This window comes from Nocardia brasiliensis, from assembly GCF_011801125.1.
In the GTDB taxonomy this organism is placed as follows: Bacteria; Actinomycetota; Actinomycetes; order Mycobacteriales; family Mycobacteriaceae; genus Nocardia; species Nocardia brasiliensis_C.
This window is the reverse complement of sequence record NZ_CP046171.1, coordinates 6,850,639-6,867,800: the sequence shown is the minus strand read 5'-3', so window position 1 is coordinate 6,867,800 and position 17,162 is coordinate 6,850,639. Positions and strand designations below refer to the sequence as shown.

The 17,162-nt window shown below is 69.8% G+C and carries 15 protein-coding genes; 10 read left to right on the top strand and 5 right to left on the bottom strand.

The features are described 5' to 3' along the window. Positions 1–38: 38 nt before the first annotated feature. Positions 39–1,337, top strand: a complete 1,299-nt coding sequence (arcA, locus tag F5X71_RS31420; protein ID WP_238815573.1) for an arginine deiminase — start codon at positions 39–41, stop codon at positions 1,335–1,337. Between the two features lie 7 nt (positions 1,338–1,344). Beyond that, complete coding sequence (locus tag F5X71_RS31415) at positions 1,345–1,704, top strand: GntR family transcriptional regulator (protein ID WP_167465253.1); 360 nt, start codon at positions 1,345–1,347, stop codon at positions 1,702–1,704. Between the two features lie 10 nt (positions 1,705–1,714). Here F5X71_RS31415 and F5X71_RS31410 read toward each other — a convergent pair whose 3' ends face one another. Next, positions 1,715–3,340: a dolichyl-phosphate-mannose--protein mannosyltransferase gene (locus tag F5X71_RS31410; RefSeq protein WP_167465252.1), complete on the bottom strand. Its 1,626-nt coding sequence runs from the start codon at positions 3,338–3,340 to the stop codon at positions 1,715–1,717. A 409-nt stretch (positions 3,341–3,749) separates the two neighbouring features. Between F5X71_RS31410 and rsmI the strand changes: the two genes are divergently transcribed. Both rsmI and F5X71_RS31400 read left to right on the top strand, forming a co-directional pair. Next, positions 3,750–4,610, top strand: a complete 861-nt coding sequence (gene rsmI / locus F5X71_RS31405) for a 16S rRNA (cytidine(1402)-2'-O)-methyltransferase (protein WP_167465251.1) — start codon at positions 3,750–3,752, stop codon at positions 4,608–4,610. 105 nt (positions 4,611–4,715) lie between these two features. Next, positions 4,716–5,468, top strand: coding sequence for an isocitrate lyase/PEP mutase family protein (locus tag F5X71_RS31400; protein WP_167465250.1), 753 nt, complete (start codon positions 4,716–4,718; stop codon positions 5,466–5,468). Between the two features lie 56 nt (positions 5,469–5,524). Here the strand turns inward: F5X71_RS31400 and F5X71_RS31395 are convergent, their stop codons facing one another. Together F5X71_RS31395 and metG are read right to left on the bottom strand one after the other, a co-directional pair. Next, a complete protein-coding gene (locus tag F5X71_RS31395) occupies positions 5,525–6,229 on the bottom strand; it encodes a TetR/AcrR family transcriptional regulator (protein WP_167465249.1) in 705 nt (234 codons plus the stop codon). Positions 6,230–6,395: 166 nt separating this feature from the next. Continuing rightward, on the bottom strand, positions 6,396–8,006 hold the full coding sequence (gene metG / locus F5X71_RS31390) for a methionine--tRNA ligase (protein ID WP_275106755.1): 1,611 nt from the start codon (positions 8,004–8,006) through the stop codon (positions 6,396–6,398). Positions 8,007–8,038: 32 nt separating this feature from the next. On the opposite strand from metG, the gene F5X71_RS31385 reads away from it, so the two are divergent. The 4 genes from F5X71_RS31385 to rsmA all read left to right on the top strand — a co-directional run bounded on the left by F5X71_RS31385 (position 8,039) and on the right by rsmA (position 12,458). Further along, on the top strand, positions 8,039–8,866 hold the full coding sequence (locus F5X71_RS31385; protein ID WP_167465247.1) for a TatD family hydrolase: 828 nt from the start codon (positions 8,039–8,041) through the stop codon (positions 8,864–8,866). A 247-nt stretch (positions 8,867–9,113) separates the two neighbouring features. Beyond that, the gene (locus tag F5X71_RS31380; protein WP_167466888.1) at positions 9,114–10,241 is read left to right on the top strand and encodes a resuscitation-promoting factor; all 1,128 of its coding nucleotides are present in this window, start codon (positions 9,114–9,116) and stop codon (positions 10,239–10,241) included. 136 nt (positions 10,242–10,377) lie between these two features. Continuing rightward, the gene (locus F5X71_RS31375; RefSeq protein ID WP_428981420.1) at positions 10,378–11,544 is read left to right on the top strand and encodes a lipase family protein; all 1,167 of its coding nucleotides are present in this window, start codon (positions 10,378–10,380) and stop codon (positions 11,542–11,544) included. Positions 11,545–11,576: 32 nt separating this feature from the next. Next, positions 11,577–12,458, top strand: coding sequence for a 16S rRNA (adenine(1518)-N(6)/adenine(1519)-N(6))-dimethyltransferase RsmA (gene rsmA / locus F5X71_RS31370; RefSeq protein ID WP_167465245.1), 882 nt, complete (start codon positions 11,577–11,579; stop codon positions 12,456–12,458). Positions 12,459–12,826: 368 nt separating this feature from the next. On the opposite strand, the gene F5X71_RS31365 is transcribed toward rsmA, so the two are convergent. After that, a complete protein-coding gene (locus tag F5X71_RS31365; protein WP_167465244.1) occupies positions 12,827–13,033 on the bottom strand; it encodes a heavy-metal-associated domain-containing protein in 207 nt (68 codons plus the stop codon). Positions 13,034–13,309: 276 nt separating this feature from the next. Here F5X71_RS31365 and F5X71_RS31360 point away from each other — a divergent pair, with 276 nt between their 5' ends. Beyond that, positions 13,310–14,245, top strand: coding sequence for a 4-(cytidine 5'-diphospho)-2-C-methyl-D-erythritol kinase (locus tag F5X71_RS31360; protein ID WP_167465243.1), 936 nt, complete (start codon positions 13,310–13,312; stop codon positions 14,243–14,245). Here the strand turns inward: F5X71_RS31360 and F5X71_RS31355 are convergent, their stop codons facing one another. Beyond that, complete coding sequence (locus tag F5X71_RS31355) at positions 14,246–15,094, bottom strand: LLM class flavin-dependent oxidoreductase (protein WP_167465242.1); 849 nt, start codon at positions 15,092–15,094, stop codon at positions 14,246–14,248. A 270-nt stretch (positions 15,095–15,364) separates the two neighbouring features. Between F5X71_RS31355 and F5X71_RS31350 the strand changes: the two genes are divergently transcribed. Beyond that, the gene (locus tag F5X71_RS31350) at positions 15,365–17,158 is read left to right on the top strand and encodes an ABC-F family ATP-binding cassette domain-containing protein (RefSeq protein WP_167465241.1); all 1,794 of its coding nucleotides are present in this window, start codon (positions 15,365–15,367) and stop codon (positions 17,156–17,158) included. Positions 17,159–17,162 lie beyond the last annotated feature (4 nt).

The window sequence follows — 17,162 nt, the reverse complement described above, 5'->3', positions numbered from 1 at the left end:
TACGTGCTCTTGTGGCCGCGGCGAACTACGGTCTGAGCATGGGAGCAGACGCTGTGCCCGCGCGGCACGGAGAGGGTGCGGACGCGGACGGGCTGGACCCGGACGGTCCTGGTTCGCGGTTGACGGTGACCTCGGAGGTCGGCACGCTGCGCACGGTGCTGCTGCACCGGCCCGGTGACGAGCTGCGCAGGCTCACCCCGCGCAACAACGACCAGCTGCTGTTCGACGGCATCCCGTGGGTGGAGCGCGCGCAGCAGGAACACGACGCGTTCACCGGTGTGCTGCGCGAGCGCGGGGTCGAGGTGCTGCTGCTGGCCGACCTGCTCGCCGAGACGCTCTCGGTCAGCGGCGCGGCCCGCATTCAGGGCATCTCCGCCGCAGTGGACGCGCGCAGGCTCGGCCACGCGCTGGCCGATCAGCTCGCCGCGTTCCTGCGCGGTGTGCGGGCCAGGGACTTGGCCAACATTCTGATGGCGGGCATGACCTTCGACGAGCTGCCGTTCGGCCCGGACGCCACCTCGCTGGTCCGGCGGATGCACCACGGCGCCGACTTCGTCATCGACCCGCTGCCCAACCTGCTGTTCACCAGGGACTCGTCGTTCTGGGTCGGGCCGCGCGTCGCGATCACCTCGCTGGCGCTGCCCGCCCGGATCCGGGAAACCTCGCTGACCGACCTGATCTACGCCTTCCATCCGCGCTTCCTCGGGGTGCGCCGCGCCTACGAATCGCACACCGCGCCCATCGAGGGTGGCGATGTGCTGCTGCTCGGGCCGGGTGTGGTGGCGGTCGGGGTCGGCGAGCGCACCACGCCCGCAGGGGCGGAGGCGTTGGCGCGCAGCCTGTTCGACGACGATCTCGCGCAGACCGTGCTGGTCGTCCCGATCGCGCAGAACCGGGCGACCATGCACCTGGACACCGTCTGCACGATGGTCGACCAGGACGCCATGGTGATGTATCCAGCGGTCCGGGACTCGTTGTGCGCGTTCACCATTCAACGTGACGAAAACTATAGCGGCCGCAACGGCGACGGCCGGGTCAGCGTGAGCGGACCCGACCCGTTCCTGGTCGCGGCGGCCAAGGCCATGGGCATCGACAAGCTGCGGGTGATCGACACCGGGCTCGACGGCGTCACCGCGGAACGCGAACAGTGGGACGACGGCAACAATACGCTCGCGCTGGCGCCCGGCGTGGTGGCCGCCTACGAGCGCAACGAGATGACCAACGCGCGGTTGGAGGATGCGGGCATCGAGGTGTTGCGCATCCCCGGCTCCGAACTGGGTTCCGGTCGCGGCGGGCCCCGCTGTCTGTCCTGTCCACTTTCCCGGGATGACTTGTGAGTGAGCGATGTTCAATATCACGGTGTCACATGAGTCGGCGGTCGCGCCGTACGAGCAGTTACGCATGGGGATCATCGCGCAGGTGCGCTCCGGTGTGCTGACCGCGGGCACGAAGATCCCCACGGTCCGCGCACTGGCCGCCCAGCTCGGCCTGGCGCCGAACACGGTGGCCCGCGCGTACCGCGAGCTCGAGGCCGACGGCGTCGTCGAAACCCGGGGCAGGCAGGGCTCTTTCATCGCCTCCTCGGGCGATCCGACCCGTGATGTCGCGGGTCGGGCGGCGACGGCCTACGTCGCCACCGTGCGGCGACTCGGCCTCGACGACGCGACGGCGCTGCGCTACGTGAAGGCCGCGCTGGACGGTTGAGCCGGTGCCGCTAGCGCCAGCTGGGCAGCCACAGGTGGTCGTGCCAATTGCCCGGCGTGATCGGCAGCGCGGTGAGAATCGGCCACAGCCAGATGAAGTTGGCGATCACCAGGCCGAGATACAGACAGACGGCGAGCAGCCCGAGGGCGTGACGTTCGTCCGGCGCCACCGGTAGATAGGTGCCGACGGGGCTGCGCGGCACGGGTATTCGCCGCGACGGCCCGAGCACGTCGCCGAGCACCAGCGCCATGCCCATCACCAGGAACGGTGCGAGGGCGACGGCGTAGAAGTAGTACATCTGCCGGTCGAGGGTGAGGAACCAGGGCAGTAGCGCGGCGCCGTAGCCGACGAGCACCGCGGCGTTGCGCCAGTCGCGGCGCACCACGCCGCGCCACAGCAGCCACGCGATCATGGGCAGCGCGAGCCACCAGATGGCGGGGGTGCCGATGAGCATCACCGCCTTGACGCACTGGGTCTGGCCGCACCCGCTGACGCCGTTGTCGGCGTAGTAGTAGAGCATCGGGCGCAGGCCCATCGGCCAGGTCCACGGCTTGGACTCCCAGGGATGGTGATTGCCCGCCGAATTGGTCAGGCCCTCATGGAATTCCAGGGCCCTGGCGTTGAAGTACCAGAGCGAGCGCAGGGCGTCGGGCGCGATGTGCGACCAGAAGCCGCCGGTGCCGATCGGGTCCGCCGGGGCGGACGGGTTGCCCGCCATGTAGCGGTCGATGCCGGTCTCGCTGGCGAACCAGGCCCAGTAGCTGGCCACGTACAGCCCCAGCGGCACCAGCACCAGCGCGTACAGCGCGGGCCCGATGTCCCGGATCGCGGTGCCGTACCAGGGACTTCGCACGCCGTACGCGCGCCGGGCGGCCAGATCGAAGCAGACGCTGAGCAGCCCGAACGCGACGATGAAATAGACGCCGGACCATTTCGTCCCGCAGGCGAGGCCGAGCATGACGCCCGCGCCGAAGCGCCACCAGCGCACGCCGAGTCGAGGTCCCCAGCGGGTCACCCCGATCCGGCCCTCCGCGTCGACACGCGCCATTCTGGCCCGCACCTCGTCCCGGTCGACGATCAGACAGCCGAAGGCCGCGGTGACGAACAGCGCCAGGAAGATGTCGAGCATGCCGATGCGGGAGGAGACGAAGGTGAGCCCGTCGGCGATCAGCAGGATGCCCGCGATCGCGCCGATCAGTGTCGATCTGGTCATCCTGCGTACGATGCGGATCACCAGCAGGACCAGCAGCGTGCCCGCCACCGCGGACGCGAAGCGCCAGCCCCAGCCGTTGTAGCCGAAGATCGCCTCGCCGATCGCGATGAGCTGCTTGCCGATCGGTGGGTGCACCACGAGCCCGTAACCGGGGTTGTCCTCGACCCACCCGCCGGTCAGCATCTGCCAGCCCTGCGGCGCGTAGTGCTTCTCGTCGAACACGGGGGTGCCCGCGTCGGTCGGGTAGTTCAGCATCGTGAACCGAGTGACCGCGGCGATCGCGGTGAGGAACGCGGTGACCAGCCAGCCGCGCAGCGTATCGGTCGGCCCGAAATCGGGGGACGGGCGCCGTGGCGCGGGGCTCGACCAGGAGGGCACCGCCCCGAATGGTGCGGTCGCGCGCTGGTCGGTCACCTGTGTCACGCCCCGATCGTATGCTGTGCGCCCCGCGCGGTCGTGCATCGGTGAGCCCGCCGCTGTGTTGATCACATAGCACGCGGGTGCCCGCCGCGTGGTCACGATCACATACCGAAGGTAGCGGGTGGGCGTTCGGAACGCTTCCGGCGACGGGTCTTCCGGTGGACTGCCCGCGCGCGGCAGGCACTCCCAGGAACTTCGGCATCGGACGAGGCATGAGGCCCTGTCGCATGAGTTGCCGCCGCGGTCCGGCTCGCGGCCTGGCCGCGTGTCGTCGTCGCCGAGACAACCCGGTATCGGCTCCTGCTCCGCCTTGCCGGGCGACGAGCTGAACCGCGGAGGCATCCGGCCCGGACTGATGAGACAGCTAGGCTCAGGTCTGGTTTTCGGCGGGCAGTGACGAGACGGGAGAACGGTGGCGGACGACGCGACAGGGGCGGGCAGGCTGGTGCTCGCGGCGACGCCGATGGGCGAGATCGGCGACGCGTCGCAGCGACTGCGCGACGCGCTCGGCTCGGCCGACATCGTCGCGGCGGAGGACACCCGGCGGACCAAGTCGCTGGCCAAGGCGCTGGAGGTGACGATCACCGGGCGGGTGGTGAGCTTCTACGACCACGTCGAGACCGCGCGAATCCCGGCGCTGCTCGCGGAGATCGAGTCCGGGCGCACGGTGCTGCTGGTCACCGACGCAGGCATGCCGTCGGTCAGCGACCCCGGTTATCGGCTGGTCGCCGCCTGCGCGGAGCGGGATCTGCCGGTGACCTGCCTGCCCGGACCTTCGGCGGTCACGACGGCGCTTGCCCTTTCCGCGCTGCCGGTGGAGCGGTTCTGCTTCGACGGGTTCTCGCCGCGCAAGTCGGGGCAGCGGCGAGAGTGGTTGCGCACCTTGGCCGCCGAGCCGCGGGCCTGTGTGTTCTTCGAGGCGCCGCATCGGCTCGCCGACTGCCTGGCCGACGCGGTCGAGGTGCTCGGCCCCGACCGGCGCGCCGCCGTCTGCCGGGAACTCACCAAGACCTACGAGGAGGTCGTGCGCGGCACCCTCGCCGAGCTCGCCGCCTGGGCCGTCGACGGCGCGCGCGGAGAGATCACCGTGGTGCTGGCAGGTGCGCAGCCGAAGGCGGCCGATCCCGCCGATCTGGTCGCCGAGGTCGAGTCGCTGGCCGCCGCGGGCCTGCGCCTCAAGGACGCCTGCGCCCGAATCGCCACCGACCACAACGTCTCTCGCAACGAGCTCTACGACGCCGTACTGACCGCGCGCCGCGACGGCACGGACTGAGGGTCCGCCCGGGGTGGGGCTGACGGTCTGTCGCGCGCGGGTCGATGGTCTGGCCGGTGCGGGTGCGGACCCCCACGCAGGCTCGGGCTGAGCGAAGATGGTCCTATGACTTCTCTGGAGAACAAGGCAAAGGAATTTCTCGCGCTGCACCGTCCTGGCGAGCCCGTGGTCGTGCCGACCATCTGGGACGCATGGTCCGCGAAAGTCGCTGTGGCGGCTGGCTTTTCGGCGCTCACCGTGGGCAGCCACCCGGTCGCGGACTCGCTCGGGCGCGCCGACGGCGAGGGGATGACCTTCGCCGAGTCGCTCACCCGGGTGCGTCAGATCGCCGAGGCGGTCGAGGTGCCGGTGTCGGTCGACCTGGAATCCGGGTACGGCCTCGAGCCGGCCCAGCTGATCGAGGGCCTGCTCGAGGCCGGTGCCGTCGGCCTCAACATCGAGGACACGGTGCACAGCGAGGGCGGGCGGCTGCGCGCGCCGCAGGAGCATGCCGACTTCGTGCACGGCCTGCGCCAGTTCGCCGATGCGGCGGGCGTGCACGTGGTGGTGAACGCCAGGACCGACCTGTTCATCCGGGCCGACGGTGACAAGGCCGACCGGGTGGACCGGGCGATCGAACGCCTGCGCCTGGCCGCCGCCGCGGGTGCCGACGTGCTCTTCCCCGCGGGTGCGCGCGAAGACGCCGACGTGCGCAGGCTCACCGGCGAATTGCCGTTGCCCGTGAGCATGGTCGGTCTGCCCGACAAGTCCGACAAGGCGGTGCTCGCCGCGCAGGGCGTGGCCCGGGTCAGCTTCGGCCCGTTCCTGCAGCGCGCCCTCACCGCCGAGATCGAGCGGCTCCTGGCCCGCTGGAAGTGAGTCGTTCCGGTGCCGCGTCCGCGCTCCGGACGCGGTGCCGGGCGCTGTTCTGAGGCCTATCCTGCTGCGTCCGAACGGGTTCGGAGCCCGAGGGCGGTGGTGACGAAGTCGATGAACAGCGGCGCCAGCGCGGGGACGTGGGCGGGGCCGTCGGCGACGATGACGCGGCGGGTGCGCTCGCCGATGGCGTCGGGAATGAGTGTGATCAACTCGTCGGAGAGTTCGGGCAGACTCGGATCTGCTTGGCGCGCATGATGGTAGAAGATCCGGTACAGCTCGGCGAAGCGGTCGACCGCGAGGTCGCGGTAGTCGACCGCCTGCTGGTTCACCTTGAACGACTCGACGAGGATCAGCCGGGCGAAATCCGGTTCGGTGGCCACGGTTTCGCAGAAGGTGACGACGATCGAGGCGATCCGCGCCGTGGGGTCGGCGTCGGGTGCCAGCTGCGCGAGCTCCTCGGCGATCCGGCCCGCCACAATGTCGACGCCGGTGTGCACCGCCTCGACGAAACACTGCTCCTTGTTGGCGAAATGCTCGTAGAAGGTGCTGCGCGAGACCCGGGCCCTGGCGACGATATCGGTGAGCGTCGTGGCCGGATACCCCTTGCAGTCCACGCATTCGACCATCGCCTCGATCAGTCGTCCGCGCTGGGAGACCAGGACGGCGTCGCGGGCGGCGCGATGCCGGTCGGCGAAGCCGGAACTCGGTTCCGCGCCGCCGGCCGTCGGTGCCGTGCCTTCTGTCGCTAACTCTCGGCGCATACTTGCCCTCCCTCGTCGGCCGACCACGAGTCACCGTAACCCCGCATTATCCCGCTGCGCGCCAGGCGATTACGCACCGGTAGGGGTTTCGGCGCACCGCGTGCGCGACACTGTCCGGCAGCGTCGCGCACGTGGTGCGGGCAGAGCCTGATTCGCCGGGGCGCGATTACTCCTTGGGCTCGATGTACTTGGGGTACACCGGTTCCGGCGCGGGCAATGCGATGCCCGCGGCGATCGGTGTCGCGATATCGGCGAAGGTGCGCTCGGACTGGCCGAGCTGATCGAGGATCTTGCTCGCCGAACCGGGCATCACCGGCTGCACCAGGATCGCCACGATGCGCAGCACCTCGAGCGTCACGTACAGCACGGTCGCCTCGCGGGCCAGGTCCTCCGGGGTGCCGGACTTGGCCAGCGCCCACGGCGCCTGCGCGGAGAAGTATCGGTTGGTCTCGCCGAGGGTCAGCCAGATCGCCTCCAGCGCGAGATGCAGCTGCTGGGCGTCGAATTCGGCGCGGCACCGATCGAGCAGGCCGTTGGCCAGGTCGAGCAGCGCGCGGTCGTCGGCGGTGAACTCGCCGGGGGTCGGCACCGCGCCGCCGCAGTCGCGCGCCACCAGTTTGGTGCTGCGCTGGACCAGGTTGCCGAACTCGTTGGCCAGGTCGGCATTGATCCGGCCGACGATCGCCTCGTGGCTGTAGCTGCCGTCCTGACCGTAGGAGATCTCGCGGAGCAGGAAGAAGCGCACCGCGTCGAGTCCGTAGTGCTGCACCAGCTCCAGCGGGTCGACCACGTTGCCGACCGACTTGGACATCTTCTCGCCCTTGTTGTACAGGAACCCGTGCACGTAAACGCGTTTCGGCAGCCGCACGCCGGCCGAGAGCAGGAACGCGGGCCAGTACACGGTGTGGAACCGGGTGATGTCCTTGCCGATGATGTGCACGTCGGCGGGCCAGAACCGCTGGAACGCCGCGGATTCGGTATCCGGGAAGCCGACGCCGGTGATGTAGTTGGTCAGCGCGTCGACCCATACGTACATCACGTGATCGGGGTGGCCCGGTACCGGAACGCCCCAGTCGAAGGTGGTGCGCGAGATGGACAGATCCTTCAGACCGGCCTTGACGTAGCTGACGATCTCGTTGCGCCGCGTGGCGGGCGCGATGAATTCGGGATGTTCCTCGTACAGCGCGAGCAGCCGGTCCTGGTAGGCGGAGAGGCGGAAGAAGTAGTTCGACTCCTCGGTCCAGGTGACCGGCGTCTTCGACTCGGTGGAGATCCTGGTGCCGTCGTCGAGCAGCGTGGTCTCTTCCTCGGTGTAGAACGCCTCGTCGCGCACCGAGTACCAGCCCGAGTAGTTGCCGAGGTAGATGTCGCCGTTGGCGAGCATCCGCTCCCAGATCGCGACGCACGCCGCCTGATGGTCCTCGTCGGTCGTGCGGATGAAGCGGTCGAAGGAGATCTCGAGGGTCTTGTCCAGCGCCTCGAACACATCCGAGTTGCGCGCCGCGAGCTCCTGCACCGGGATGCCCTCGGCGGCGGCCGTCTGCTGCATCTTCTGGCCGTGCTCGTCGGTACCCGTCATGAAGAAGACGTCGTACCCGTCGAGACGTTTGAACCGGGCGATGGCGTCGGCCGAGATGTACTCGTACGCATGCCCGATATGCGGCGCACCGTTGGGGTACGCGATGGCCGTTGTGATGTAGAAGGCGGGGCGGTCGACGTCGCTCATGGTGGGTCTACTGTAATCCGCGTGCTCTTCCTCGTTCGCGTGAACATCCACTGCACGCTCGCCGGCGTCGCCGGGGGTCCGCGGTGAGCGGCAAGCGCCCAGCTCCGGACCTGCCGGAGCCGCTCGCGCCGATCATCGACGCGCACACCCATCTCGATGCCTGCGGCGCCACCGACGCGGCCTCGACCGCGGCGATCGTGGACCGCGCCGCCTCGGTCGGCGTCGGCCAGGTGGTGACCGTCGCCGACGATCTGGCCGCGGCGCGATGGGCCGTGCAAGCGGCGCACTGGGATTCGCGGGTGTACGCCGCGGTCGCGCTGCATCCGACGCGCGCGAACGCGCTCGACGACGCGGCGAAGGCGGAACTGGAACGCCTCGGCGCCGATCCTCGGGTGGTCGCGATCGGCGAGACCGGCCTGGACTACTACTGGCCGGGCAAGCTCGACGGCTGCGCCGATATCGAGACCCAGATCGAGGGCTTCCGCTGGCATATCGACCTGGCGAAGCGGCTGGGCAAACCGTTGATGATCCACAATCGCGAGGCCGATCATGATCTGCTGACCGTGCTGCTCGACGAGGGCGCGCCGGACACCGTGATCTTCCACTGCTTTTCCTCGGACACGAATATGGCGCTGTCGTGTGTGGCCGAGGGCTATGTGCTGAGTTTCTCCGGCACGGTGAGTTTCAAGAATGCGCACGAGTTGCGTGAGGCCGCGAAGGTCGTGCCCGATGCGCAAATTCTGGTCGAAACGGACGCGCCCTATCTGACGCCGCATCCATTTCGCGGTGCGCCCAACGAACCGTATTGCCTGCCGTACACCGTGCGCGCACTCGCACAATTGCGCGAACAGGACCCGGCGGAACTCGCGAAGATCAGTACCGCGAACGCGCGGCGCGTCTACGGAATCTGATCATCCGTCTAATTCCGCGAGCCCGCGCGCGGATACCCGTAAGGGCCCTGGACATGCGAAATGTGTCCTACGTCACTGTCATAGCCCCGTTTCGTGATTAACCTGCGGCGTCGATATCGCTCCGTGATATTGAAAGCCCCAGCTGAAGCGACTTTAGGTTGTCGGCCCCCGACCCCTTCGTTATCGTGCTGTGACCATGGCCCATCCGTCCTCCGAGAACCGCCCTCCACGGGATCGCTCCGCGATGCTGTGGCCGGTGGCGCGGATCAACCAGTCCCGCTCGCCGCTGCTGTACGCGGCGGTCGCGGCGCTGCTGATGACGCTGATCGTCGGCGCAGGCCTGGCGATCGTGCACCGCAAGACGGTCACCGTGGTCGTCGACGGCGAGAAGCTGTTCGAGACCACGATGTCCACCGATGTGCGCGGCGTGCTGCGCGCGGCCGGGTTCGCCGTCACCGAGCGGGACAAAGTGGCGCCCGCGCTGGCCGCGCGGATCAGCGACGGTGCGACCATCACGCTCAATCGCGCCCGTGAGGTCGAGCTGCGGGTCGACGGCAAGGCGCGCAAGGTGTGGACCACCGGCCTGACCGCGGGCGAGGCGCTCGAACAGCTGGATCTGCCCGCCGAGGTGTACGTCTCCCCGGCGCGGTCGGAGAAGCTTCCGCTGGAAGGCGCCGCGCTCCAGGTCGCGACGCCGCGCTCGGTCTCGCTGCGCGACGGCGACGGTTCCTTCGTCGATGTCCGGCTCGCGGCGCCGACGGTGGGGGAGTTCCTCACGGTGGCGGGTGTTCCGCTGCTGGAGCAGGACACGGTCGAGCCGGCGGCGTCCACGCCGCTCGTCGAGGGGCAGCGCATCACGGTGACGCGCAAGCGGATCGAGCAGCGGACCGAGACGCTGCCGCTGGATCCGCCGGAGAACGTGATCGAGGACCCGACCATGAACATGAGCCGCTCGGTGGTGGAGACCCCGGGCGCGCCCGGGGTGCAGGACGTCACCTTCGCCGTCACGATGGTCAACGGCGTCGAGGTGGATCGCAAGCCGATCAACTCGACGGTGACCGTCACGGCCCAGCCGAAAACCATTCGCAAGGGCGCCAAGCCGGGCACCGAGGTGCCGCCGGTGCGCGACGGCGCGATCTGGGACGCGCTGGCCCGCTGCGAGTCAACCGGTAACTGGAGCATCAACAACGGCAACGGCTACTACGGCGGCATCCAATTCGATCAGGGCACCTGGGAACGTCAGGGCGGCTTGAAGTACGCGCCCCGCGCCGACCTCGCCACCCGCGAGGAACAGATCGCCATCGCCGAGATCACCCGGGCCCGGCAGGGCTGGGGCGCCTGGCCCGCGTGCACCAGCAGGCTCGGCATCAGCTGAGGGTGACCCGGGTCACTGTGGTGCGACCGGGATTTCGCCTGTGCTTCGGGGCCGCGCCACGCTGACCCGGCACTATCCGGCTGATCTATACACTCGTCCAGGTTTGGGACGTGTGGGTCGGGTTGTGAGGTGTGCGGTGCGAGTTGTCCAGATGTGCAAGCGAGCGATCGCGGTGACGGCGTTGTCGGTGAGCGCCGCGTTGCTCGTCCCCGCCGCACCCGCCAACGCGGCGGCCCCCGGGTCGCTGATCTCGGAGACCGCGCGGCCGGACGGCTGGCGCGGCACCTCGGGCGGCTCGGTGCTCGAGTACTGGATGCGCGGCTCGGACGGGACGCCGCGGCCGGCCAGCGGGGCGTTGTTCGTGCCGCGGGGCACGCCGCCTGCCGCGGGCTGGCCGATCATCGCCTACGACCACGGCACCACCGGGCTCGGGATGGGTTGCGGCGGGCAGTCCGATCCGTCCGGCCGGCCCTACCCGGAGAGCCGGGCCAGGGAGGAACGGCTGATCCAAAGTTTCCTGGCCCGCGGCTTCGCGGTGGTCGCGCCCGACTATCTCGGGCTCGGCCGGTTCAACACCGGTCCGCATCCCTATCTCGAGATCAGCACTGAGGCGACGGCCACGCTGGACCTGCTGCACGCGGCGCGCGCCGCCCATCCCGAACTCTCGCGCACCTGGGCGGTTTTCGGTGGTTCACAGGGCGGGCAGGCCGCGCTGGCCACCGCGCATCGGCAGGTGACCTACGCGCCGGACCTGGATTTCCGCGGCACGATATCGATCGATCCCGAGTCCGATGTGGAGAAGGTGCTGCCGCTGGCCGGTCCGCTCGTGCCCGCGCTGCCCGACACCGACGGCGCGATGAGCTTCTTCGTCAGCATCCTGGCCGGGTTGCGCGCCGCCCACCCCGACGTGCGTGTCGACCAGTACCTCACCCCGCAGGGCCGGGCCGTGCTGGACAGCGTCGGCACGCTGTGCCTGGACCGCATCGGGGAGCGGGTGCACGGCCTTGGCGTCGGTGACCTGCTCGACGAGTCGCTGGGCACCGAGCCCATCCGCTCCGCGCTGAACGAATACCTGACCGTGCCGACCGCCGGATACAACGCGCCGATCCTGTTGCTGCTCAATGCCACCGACACGGTCGTGCCCTCCCCGCTGCACGCCGCGCTGGTCGCGCAGTTCGCCGCCAACCGGGTCGACTTCCAGACCGTCGTCGGCACCGGTCGGCACACCGAGATCAGTCCGTCCATGCAGACCGCCATCGACTCCTTCCTGGACCGCATCAAGGCGAGCCCGGCCGAGCGGTAGGCCCGCCGGGCGGGGATTGATAGGTTCTCTGGGTGTCCGAAGCCGAAATTGCTGGTCGTGGGAGTGCCGCCCTGCTGGGGCCCGCCGAGGTGCGGGTGCTGGCCGAGCGACTCGGCGTCCGGCCGACCAAGCAGCTCGGGCAGAACTTCGTGCACGACGCGAACACCGTGCGCCGGATCGTCGCGGCGGCCGGCGTCGGTCGCGACGACGTGGTGCTCGAGGTCGGTCCCGGGCTGGGGTCGCTGACGCTGGCGCTGCTCGACGTGGTGGACTCGGTGGTCGCCGTCGAGATCGATCCGGTGCTCGCGCGGCACCTGCCGGTCACTGTCGCCGATCGGGCGCCGGAGCTGGCCGACCGACTGTCGGTGGTGCACGCCGACGCGCTGCGGGTCGCGGCCGCCGACCTGCCCGCGACGCCGACCGCGCTGGTGGCGAACCTGCCCTACAACGTCGCGGTGCCGGTGCTGCTGCATCTGCTCGCCGAATTGCCGAGCATCGCGGTCTCTTTGGTGATGGTGCAGGCGGAGGTGGCCGATCGGCTCGCCGCCGAGCCGGGCAACCGCATCTACGGCGTGCCGAGCGTGAAGGCGGGCTTCTTCGGCAAGGTGCGGCGCGCAGGCGCCGTCGGTACCCAGGTCTTCTGGCCGGTGCCGCGGGTCGATTCGGGCCTGGTCCGGGTCGAACGGTATGCCGAACCGCCGTGGCCGATCGATGCCGAGCACCGGCGGCGCGTGTTCGAGGTGGTCGACGCCGCGTTCGCACAACGACGAAAGACGCTGCGCGCGGCGCTTTCCGGCTGGGCCGGTTCGCCCGCCGAGGCCGAACGGCGCCTGGTCGCCGCGGGCATCGCCCCGACGGCGCGGGGCGAGACCCTCGATACCGCGGCGTTCGTCCGGTTGGCCGCGCAGGCCTGACCTGGTTTCCCGACCAGCTGTTTCGGCGATGCGCATTGTGGATAACTCGGGTCAAGGGATGGCCGGAGCCGGATTTGCGGCGTGGGCCAGCCGCCGATTCGATTGCCCGCCTTATCGATCCGCGTGACGCAATAAGCCCAGCTCATCGCGGGTATGGCTCGCTGAGGGCCGACGGGCTGCCATGCGGTGGCCACGCCGCGGCCGCCGGTATCGCCGGATGTGGATGAGCCTGTGGATGATTCGTGTGGGGCACACTACAGAAAACGTCATATTAGTGCCCGCACGCGAAAGCCGGACGGCGGGGTGCCGTCCGGCTTCCGGTATCCGAAAAACCCTGGGGACCGGCCGGTTTCGACCGGGTCGGGTGGTCAGACGGTGACTTCGTACCCGGCCTCGTCCACGGCGGCGGCGATGGCGGCGTCCGCGATCGGGGCGGTGCTCGCGACCGTGACCGCGCCGGAGGCGAGGTCGACGTCGACGCTGGTGACACCGTCGATCTTGCCGATCTCCGTCTTGACGGAGCTCACGCAGTGTCCGCAGGTCATCCCCGCGACGGTGTAGGTGGAACTGGGCATCTCCGACTCCTTCGCTTTCTTTCGATAATACGGGCCGGGGGTACCCCCGACTGATTCGAACATACCCCTAAGGGGTATGGCTGGCAAGTGGTGATCGCCGGGTTGCCGACGTGACCCGGATCATCGGGTCCGCCGCCTCGGGTGATGGTTGCCGCGACGTGCGGCGCTGGATCGATGCTCTCGGCGGCGGATTGCCGTAACCGAAAGATTCACATCGGGTGAAAGGCGCATATCGACGCGAGCAACCGCCGAGCCCACCCGTTACGCTAGGGCATCGTGCTGTCAGTTGTCCCAAGTCCCATCGCCGTGCGGGCACCGTCCAAGGTGAACCTCCATCTCGGTGTCGGTGACCTGCGCGCGGACGGCTTCCACGACCTGACGACAGTGTTCCAAGCGCTCTCGCTCAGCGACGATCTGGAGATCGCCCCGGCCGCCTCGCTCGCGGTGCGGGTATCCGGTGAGGGCGCCGCGGAGGTGCCGACCGATCGCACCAATCTGGTGTGGAAAGCCGCCGTGCGGCTCGCGCACCTGGCGGGGCGGGCACCCCTGGTGGAAATCGCCATCGCCAAGGGGATTCCGGTGGCGGGCGGCATGGCCGGCGGAAGCGCCGACGCCGCCGCGGCGCTGGTCGGCCTCAACGAACTGTGGGATCTCGGGCTCGGCCGGGACGAACTCGCCGCCCTCGCCGCCGAACTCGGCAGCGATGTGCCCTTCGCGCTGCACGGTGGCACCGCGCTCGGCACCGGACGCGGCGAGCGGCTGCTCCCTGTGCTGTCCCGCAACACGTTTCACTGGGTGCTCGCCCTGGCCAAGGGCGGGCTGTCCACGCCTGCGGTGTTCGCCGAACTGGATCGGCTGCGCGCCAACGGCACTCCGCCCCGGCTCGGCGAACCGCAGCAGCTCATGCAGGCCCTGGCCTTCGGTGACCCGGTGCAGCTCGCCCCGCTGCTCGGCAACGACCTACAGGCGGCGGCGCTGTCGCTGAAGCCGGAGCTGCGGCGCACCCTGCGTGCGGGCGTCAACGCGGGCGCGCTGGCGGGCTTGGTCTCCGGCTCCGGACCCACCTGCGCATTCCTCTGTGCGAGTGAGGAATCCGCGGTGGCGGTGGCGGCCGAGTTGGCGGGCGCGGGTGTGTGCCGCAGCGTCCGCACCGCCAGCGGGCCGGTCGCGGGTGCGCGGGTACTCAACAGTGAGGCACCCGGAAAGCACTGATCAGGCGATCACGTCGGCGAGGCGCTGGACCTGGTCGGCATCGCTTCCGTAGCAGTAGCACATGACCTCGTCGGCGCCGAGGTCGGCGAATTGCGTGATCGCCGTGCGGATGTCGGCGGGAGTGGTGAGCATGGCGTCGACCATGTAGTCGGCTCGGCCGCTGAACGCGTAGTAGGCGCCCATCGCGGCGCGGGCGGCGGTGATCAGATCAGGGTCGCCCAGTGCGACATTGACCTGGGCGACGATGCGTGGCGCGCCGGGGCGGCCGTGCTCGGTCCAGGAGCGGCGGGCGGTCTCGAAGAGGCCGCCCGCCCACGAGGGCGCCGCGGCGGCGAGCAGCCCACCGCCCCAGCGCCCCACCCGATCGATCGCGGCGGGTTGGAAGGCGCCGAAGAGGAGTTCGGGGCCCTCGGGGCGCAGTGGCGCCGGGCCGATCGGGCCGCAGTCGGCGGCGTAGGGCTTGCCCGCCCAGATCCGGCGCAGCACGGCGAGCTGTTCGTCCAGGCGGCGACCGCGGGTGCGCAGGTCGGTCCCGGAGGCGATGTGGTCGTCGGGGCGACCGCCGACGCCGAGGCCGAGCACGAAGCGGCCGCCGGACATGCGGTCGAGGGTGGCGGCCTGCTTGGCCAGCAGCGCGGGCTCGCGCAGCGGCGCGATCAGCACCTCGGTCTGCAGCTTGATGCGGGTGGTGGCGCCGGCCAGCGCGGCAAGCGCGACGAGCGGTTCGGGGTTGTCGTAGACGAGTCGATCGAGCAGGCCGAGCGTGCTGAATGGACCGGCGTCGGCGCGCCTTGCCCAGTCGAGCAGCGTCACGGGATCGGAAATGGGCAGGCCGAGACCGACATGCATGGGAGACCTCCAGAAAGGGGGAAGGGATCGGCCGCCCTCACGCACCTCGCCCGGCGAGGTGGGGCTTCCACCCGCGGCTCTGGTTCCCGGGAAGCCCTCGTCGAATGAACATGGTTCGTTACGAACCTTGTTCGTAGAGTGAATGTAGACGAACGCTGTTCGCTCCGCAACCCGGCGGACCGCTCAGCTGGTCGTGGCCGGTGCGGCGGCGCTCAGTACCCTGGCTCAGGGCGAGTATCGCTCCCCGCACCGCGCAGCCCGGAAGGATCCATGTCCAACCTGATCAACCTCGAGCAAGTCTCCAAGAGCTTCGGGATCACCCCGCTGCTCGACAACGTGTCACTCGGCGTGCACGCGGGCGAGCGCATCGGGGTCGTCGGTCTCAACGGTGGAGGCAAGACGACCCTGCTCGAGGTGCTCACCGGCCTCGAACCGCCGGACAGCGGCCGAGTCAGCCGGGTCGGCGGGCTCCGGCTCGCGGTGGTCACCCAGCGCGGCGTGCTGCCGGAGGGGGCGACGGTCGGGTCCGTCGTGCTGGCGGGGCTCGCCGACGACGCGATGAAAGAGGATGTCGCCGAACACGAGTGGGCCGCCAATCCGCGCATCCGCTCGGTGCTGGAGGGGATCGGCATCGCCGGGCTCGGCCTGGAGACCTCGATCGACAACCTCTCCGGCGGGGAACGGCGCCGCGTCGCGCTGGCCGCCGCCCTGGTGCGCGACCTGGACCTGCTCGTGCTCGACGAGCCGACCAACCATCTCGACGTCGAGGGCGTGCAGTGGCTGGCCGCGCATCTGCTCGAGCGCCGCAGCGCCCTCGTCGTGGTGACCCACGATCGCTGGTTCCTCGACACCGTGGCCACCGCCACCTGGGAGGTGGTCGGCGGCAAGGTCGAAAGCTACGAGGGTGGTTACGGCGATTGGATTTTCGCGCGCGCCGAACGCGCCAGGCAGGCCGATGCCGCCGAGGCGCGGCGCAGCAATCTGGCCCGCAAGGAATTGGCCTGGCTGCGCCGCGGCGCGAAGGCCCGCACCTCCAAGCCGCGCTATCGGGTGGAGGCGGCCGAGGCGTTGATCGCCGATGTGCCGCCGCCGCGCGACAGCGTCTCGCTGGCCGCGTTCGCCCGCAAGCGCCTCGGCCGCGTCGTGATCGAGCTGGAGGACACCACCCTCACCACCCCGGACGGCCGGGAGCTGGTGCGCGATCTGACCTGGCGGCTCGCGCCGGGCGAGCGGGTCGGCTTGGTCGGGGTGAACGGCTCGGGTAAGACGACGCTGCTGCGCACCCTGGCCGGGGACACCGAACCCGCCGCGGGCAAGCGTATTCAGGGTCAGACGGTGCAGATCGGTTGGCTGCGACAGGAACTCGACGATCTGCCGACCGAGATGCGGGTGCTCGAGGCGGTGCAGCAGGTCGCACAGCGAATCATGCTCGGCGACAAGGAGATCTCCGCGGGCCAGCTGGCTGAGCGACTCGGCTTCAGCCCAGCGCGCCAGCGCACACCGGTGGGCGACCTGTCCGGCGGCGAGCGGCGCAGGCTGCAGCTGACCCGCATCCTGATGGCCGAGCCGAACGTGCTGCTGCTCGACGAGCCGACCAACGATCTCGACATCGATACCCTGCAACAGCTCGAGGACCTGCTCGACAACTGGGCGGGCACCCTGGTGGTGATCAGTCACGACCGCTATCTGATCGAGCGCATCTGCGATACCACCTGGGCGCTGTTCGGCGACGGCAAGCTCACCAACCTGCCCGGCGGCATCGACGAGTACCTGAAAAAGCGTGCGGCACAGGGGCAGGCCGCCGCGCGGTCGGCCACGGCCGAGGCCAAGTCAGCGGCCCCGGTGACCGATGCCGCGGCCCAGCGCGCCGCGCGCAAGGAACTGGCGCGGTTGGAACGCGCCATCGAGAAGTTCGACGAACGCGAGCAGCGGTTGCACACCGCGCTCGCCGACGCCGCCACCGACCCGGACAAGCTCGTCACCCTCAACGCCGAACTCAAGCAGGTGGTCGCCGACAAGGAGGCCGCCGAGGAACGCTGGATGGAACTGGCCGAGAACGTCTAGGCGG

Bases quoted from the DNA above. Each gene is read 5' to 3' on its own strand.
- arcA (WP_238815573.1), top strand. From the start codon at position 39: ATGGGAGCAGACGCTGTGCCCGCGCGGCACGGAGAGGGTGCGGACGCG.
- F5X71_RS31415 (WP_167465253.1), top strand. From the start codon at position 1,345: ATGTTCAATATCACGGTGTCACATGAGTCGGCGGTCGCGCCGTACGAG.
- F5X71_RS31400 (WP_167465250.1), top strand. From the start codon at position 4,716: ATGACTTCTCTGGAGAACAAGGCAAAGGAATTTCTCGCGCTGCACCGT.
- F5X71_RS31395 (WP_167465249.1), bottom strand. From the start codon at position 6,229: ATGCGCCGAGAGTTAGCGACAGAAGGCACGGCACCGACGGCCGGCGGC.
- F5X71_RS31365 (WP_167465244.1), bottom strand. From the start codon at position 13,033: ATGCCCAGTTCCACCTACACCGTCGCGGGGATGACCTGCGGACACTGC.
- F5X71_RS31355 (WP_167465242.1), bottom strand. From the start codon at position 15,094: ATGCATGTCGGTCTCGGCCTGCCCATTTCCGATCCCGTGACGCTGCTC.
- F5X71_RS31350 (WP_167465241.1), top strand. From the start codon at position 15,365: ATGTCCAACCTGATCAACCTCGAGCAAGTCTCCAAGAGCTTCGGGATC.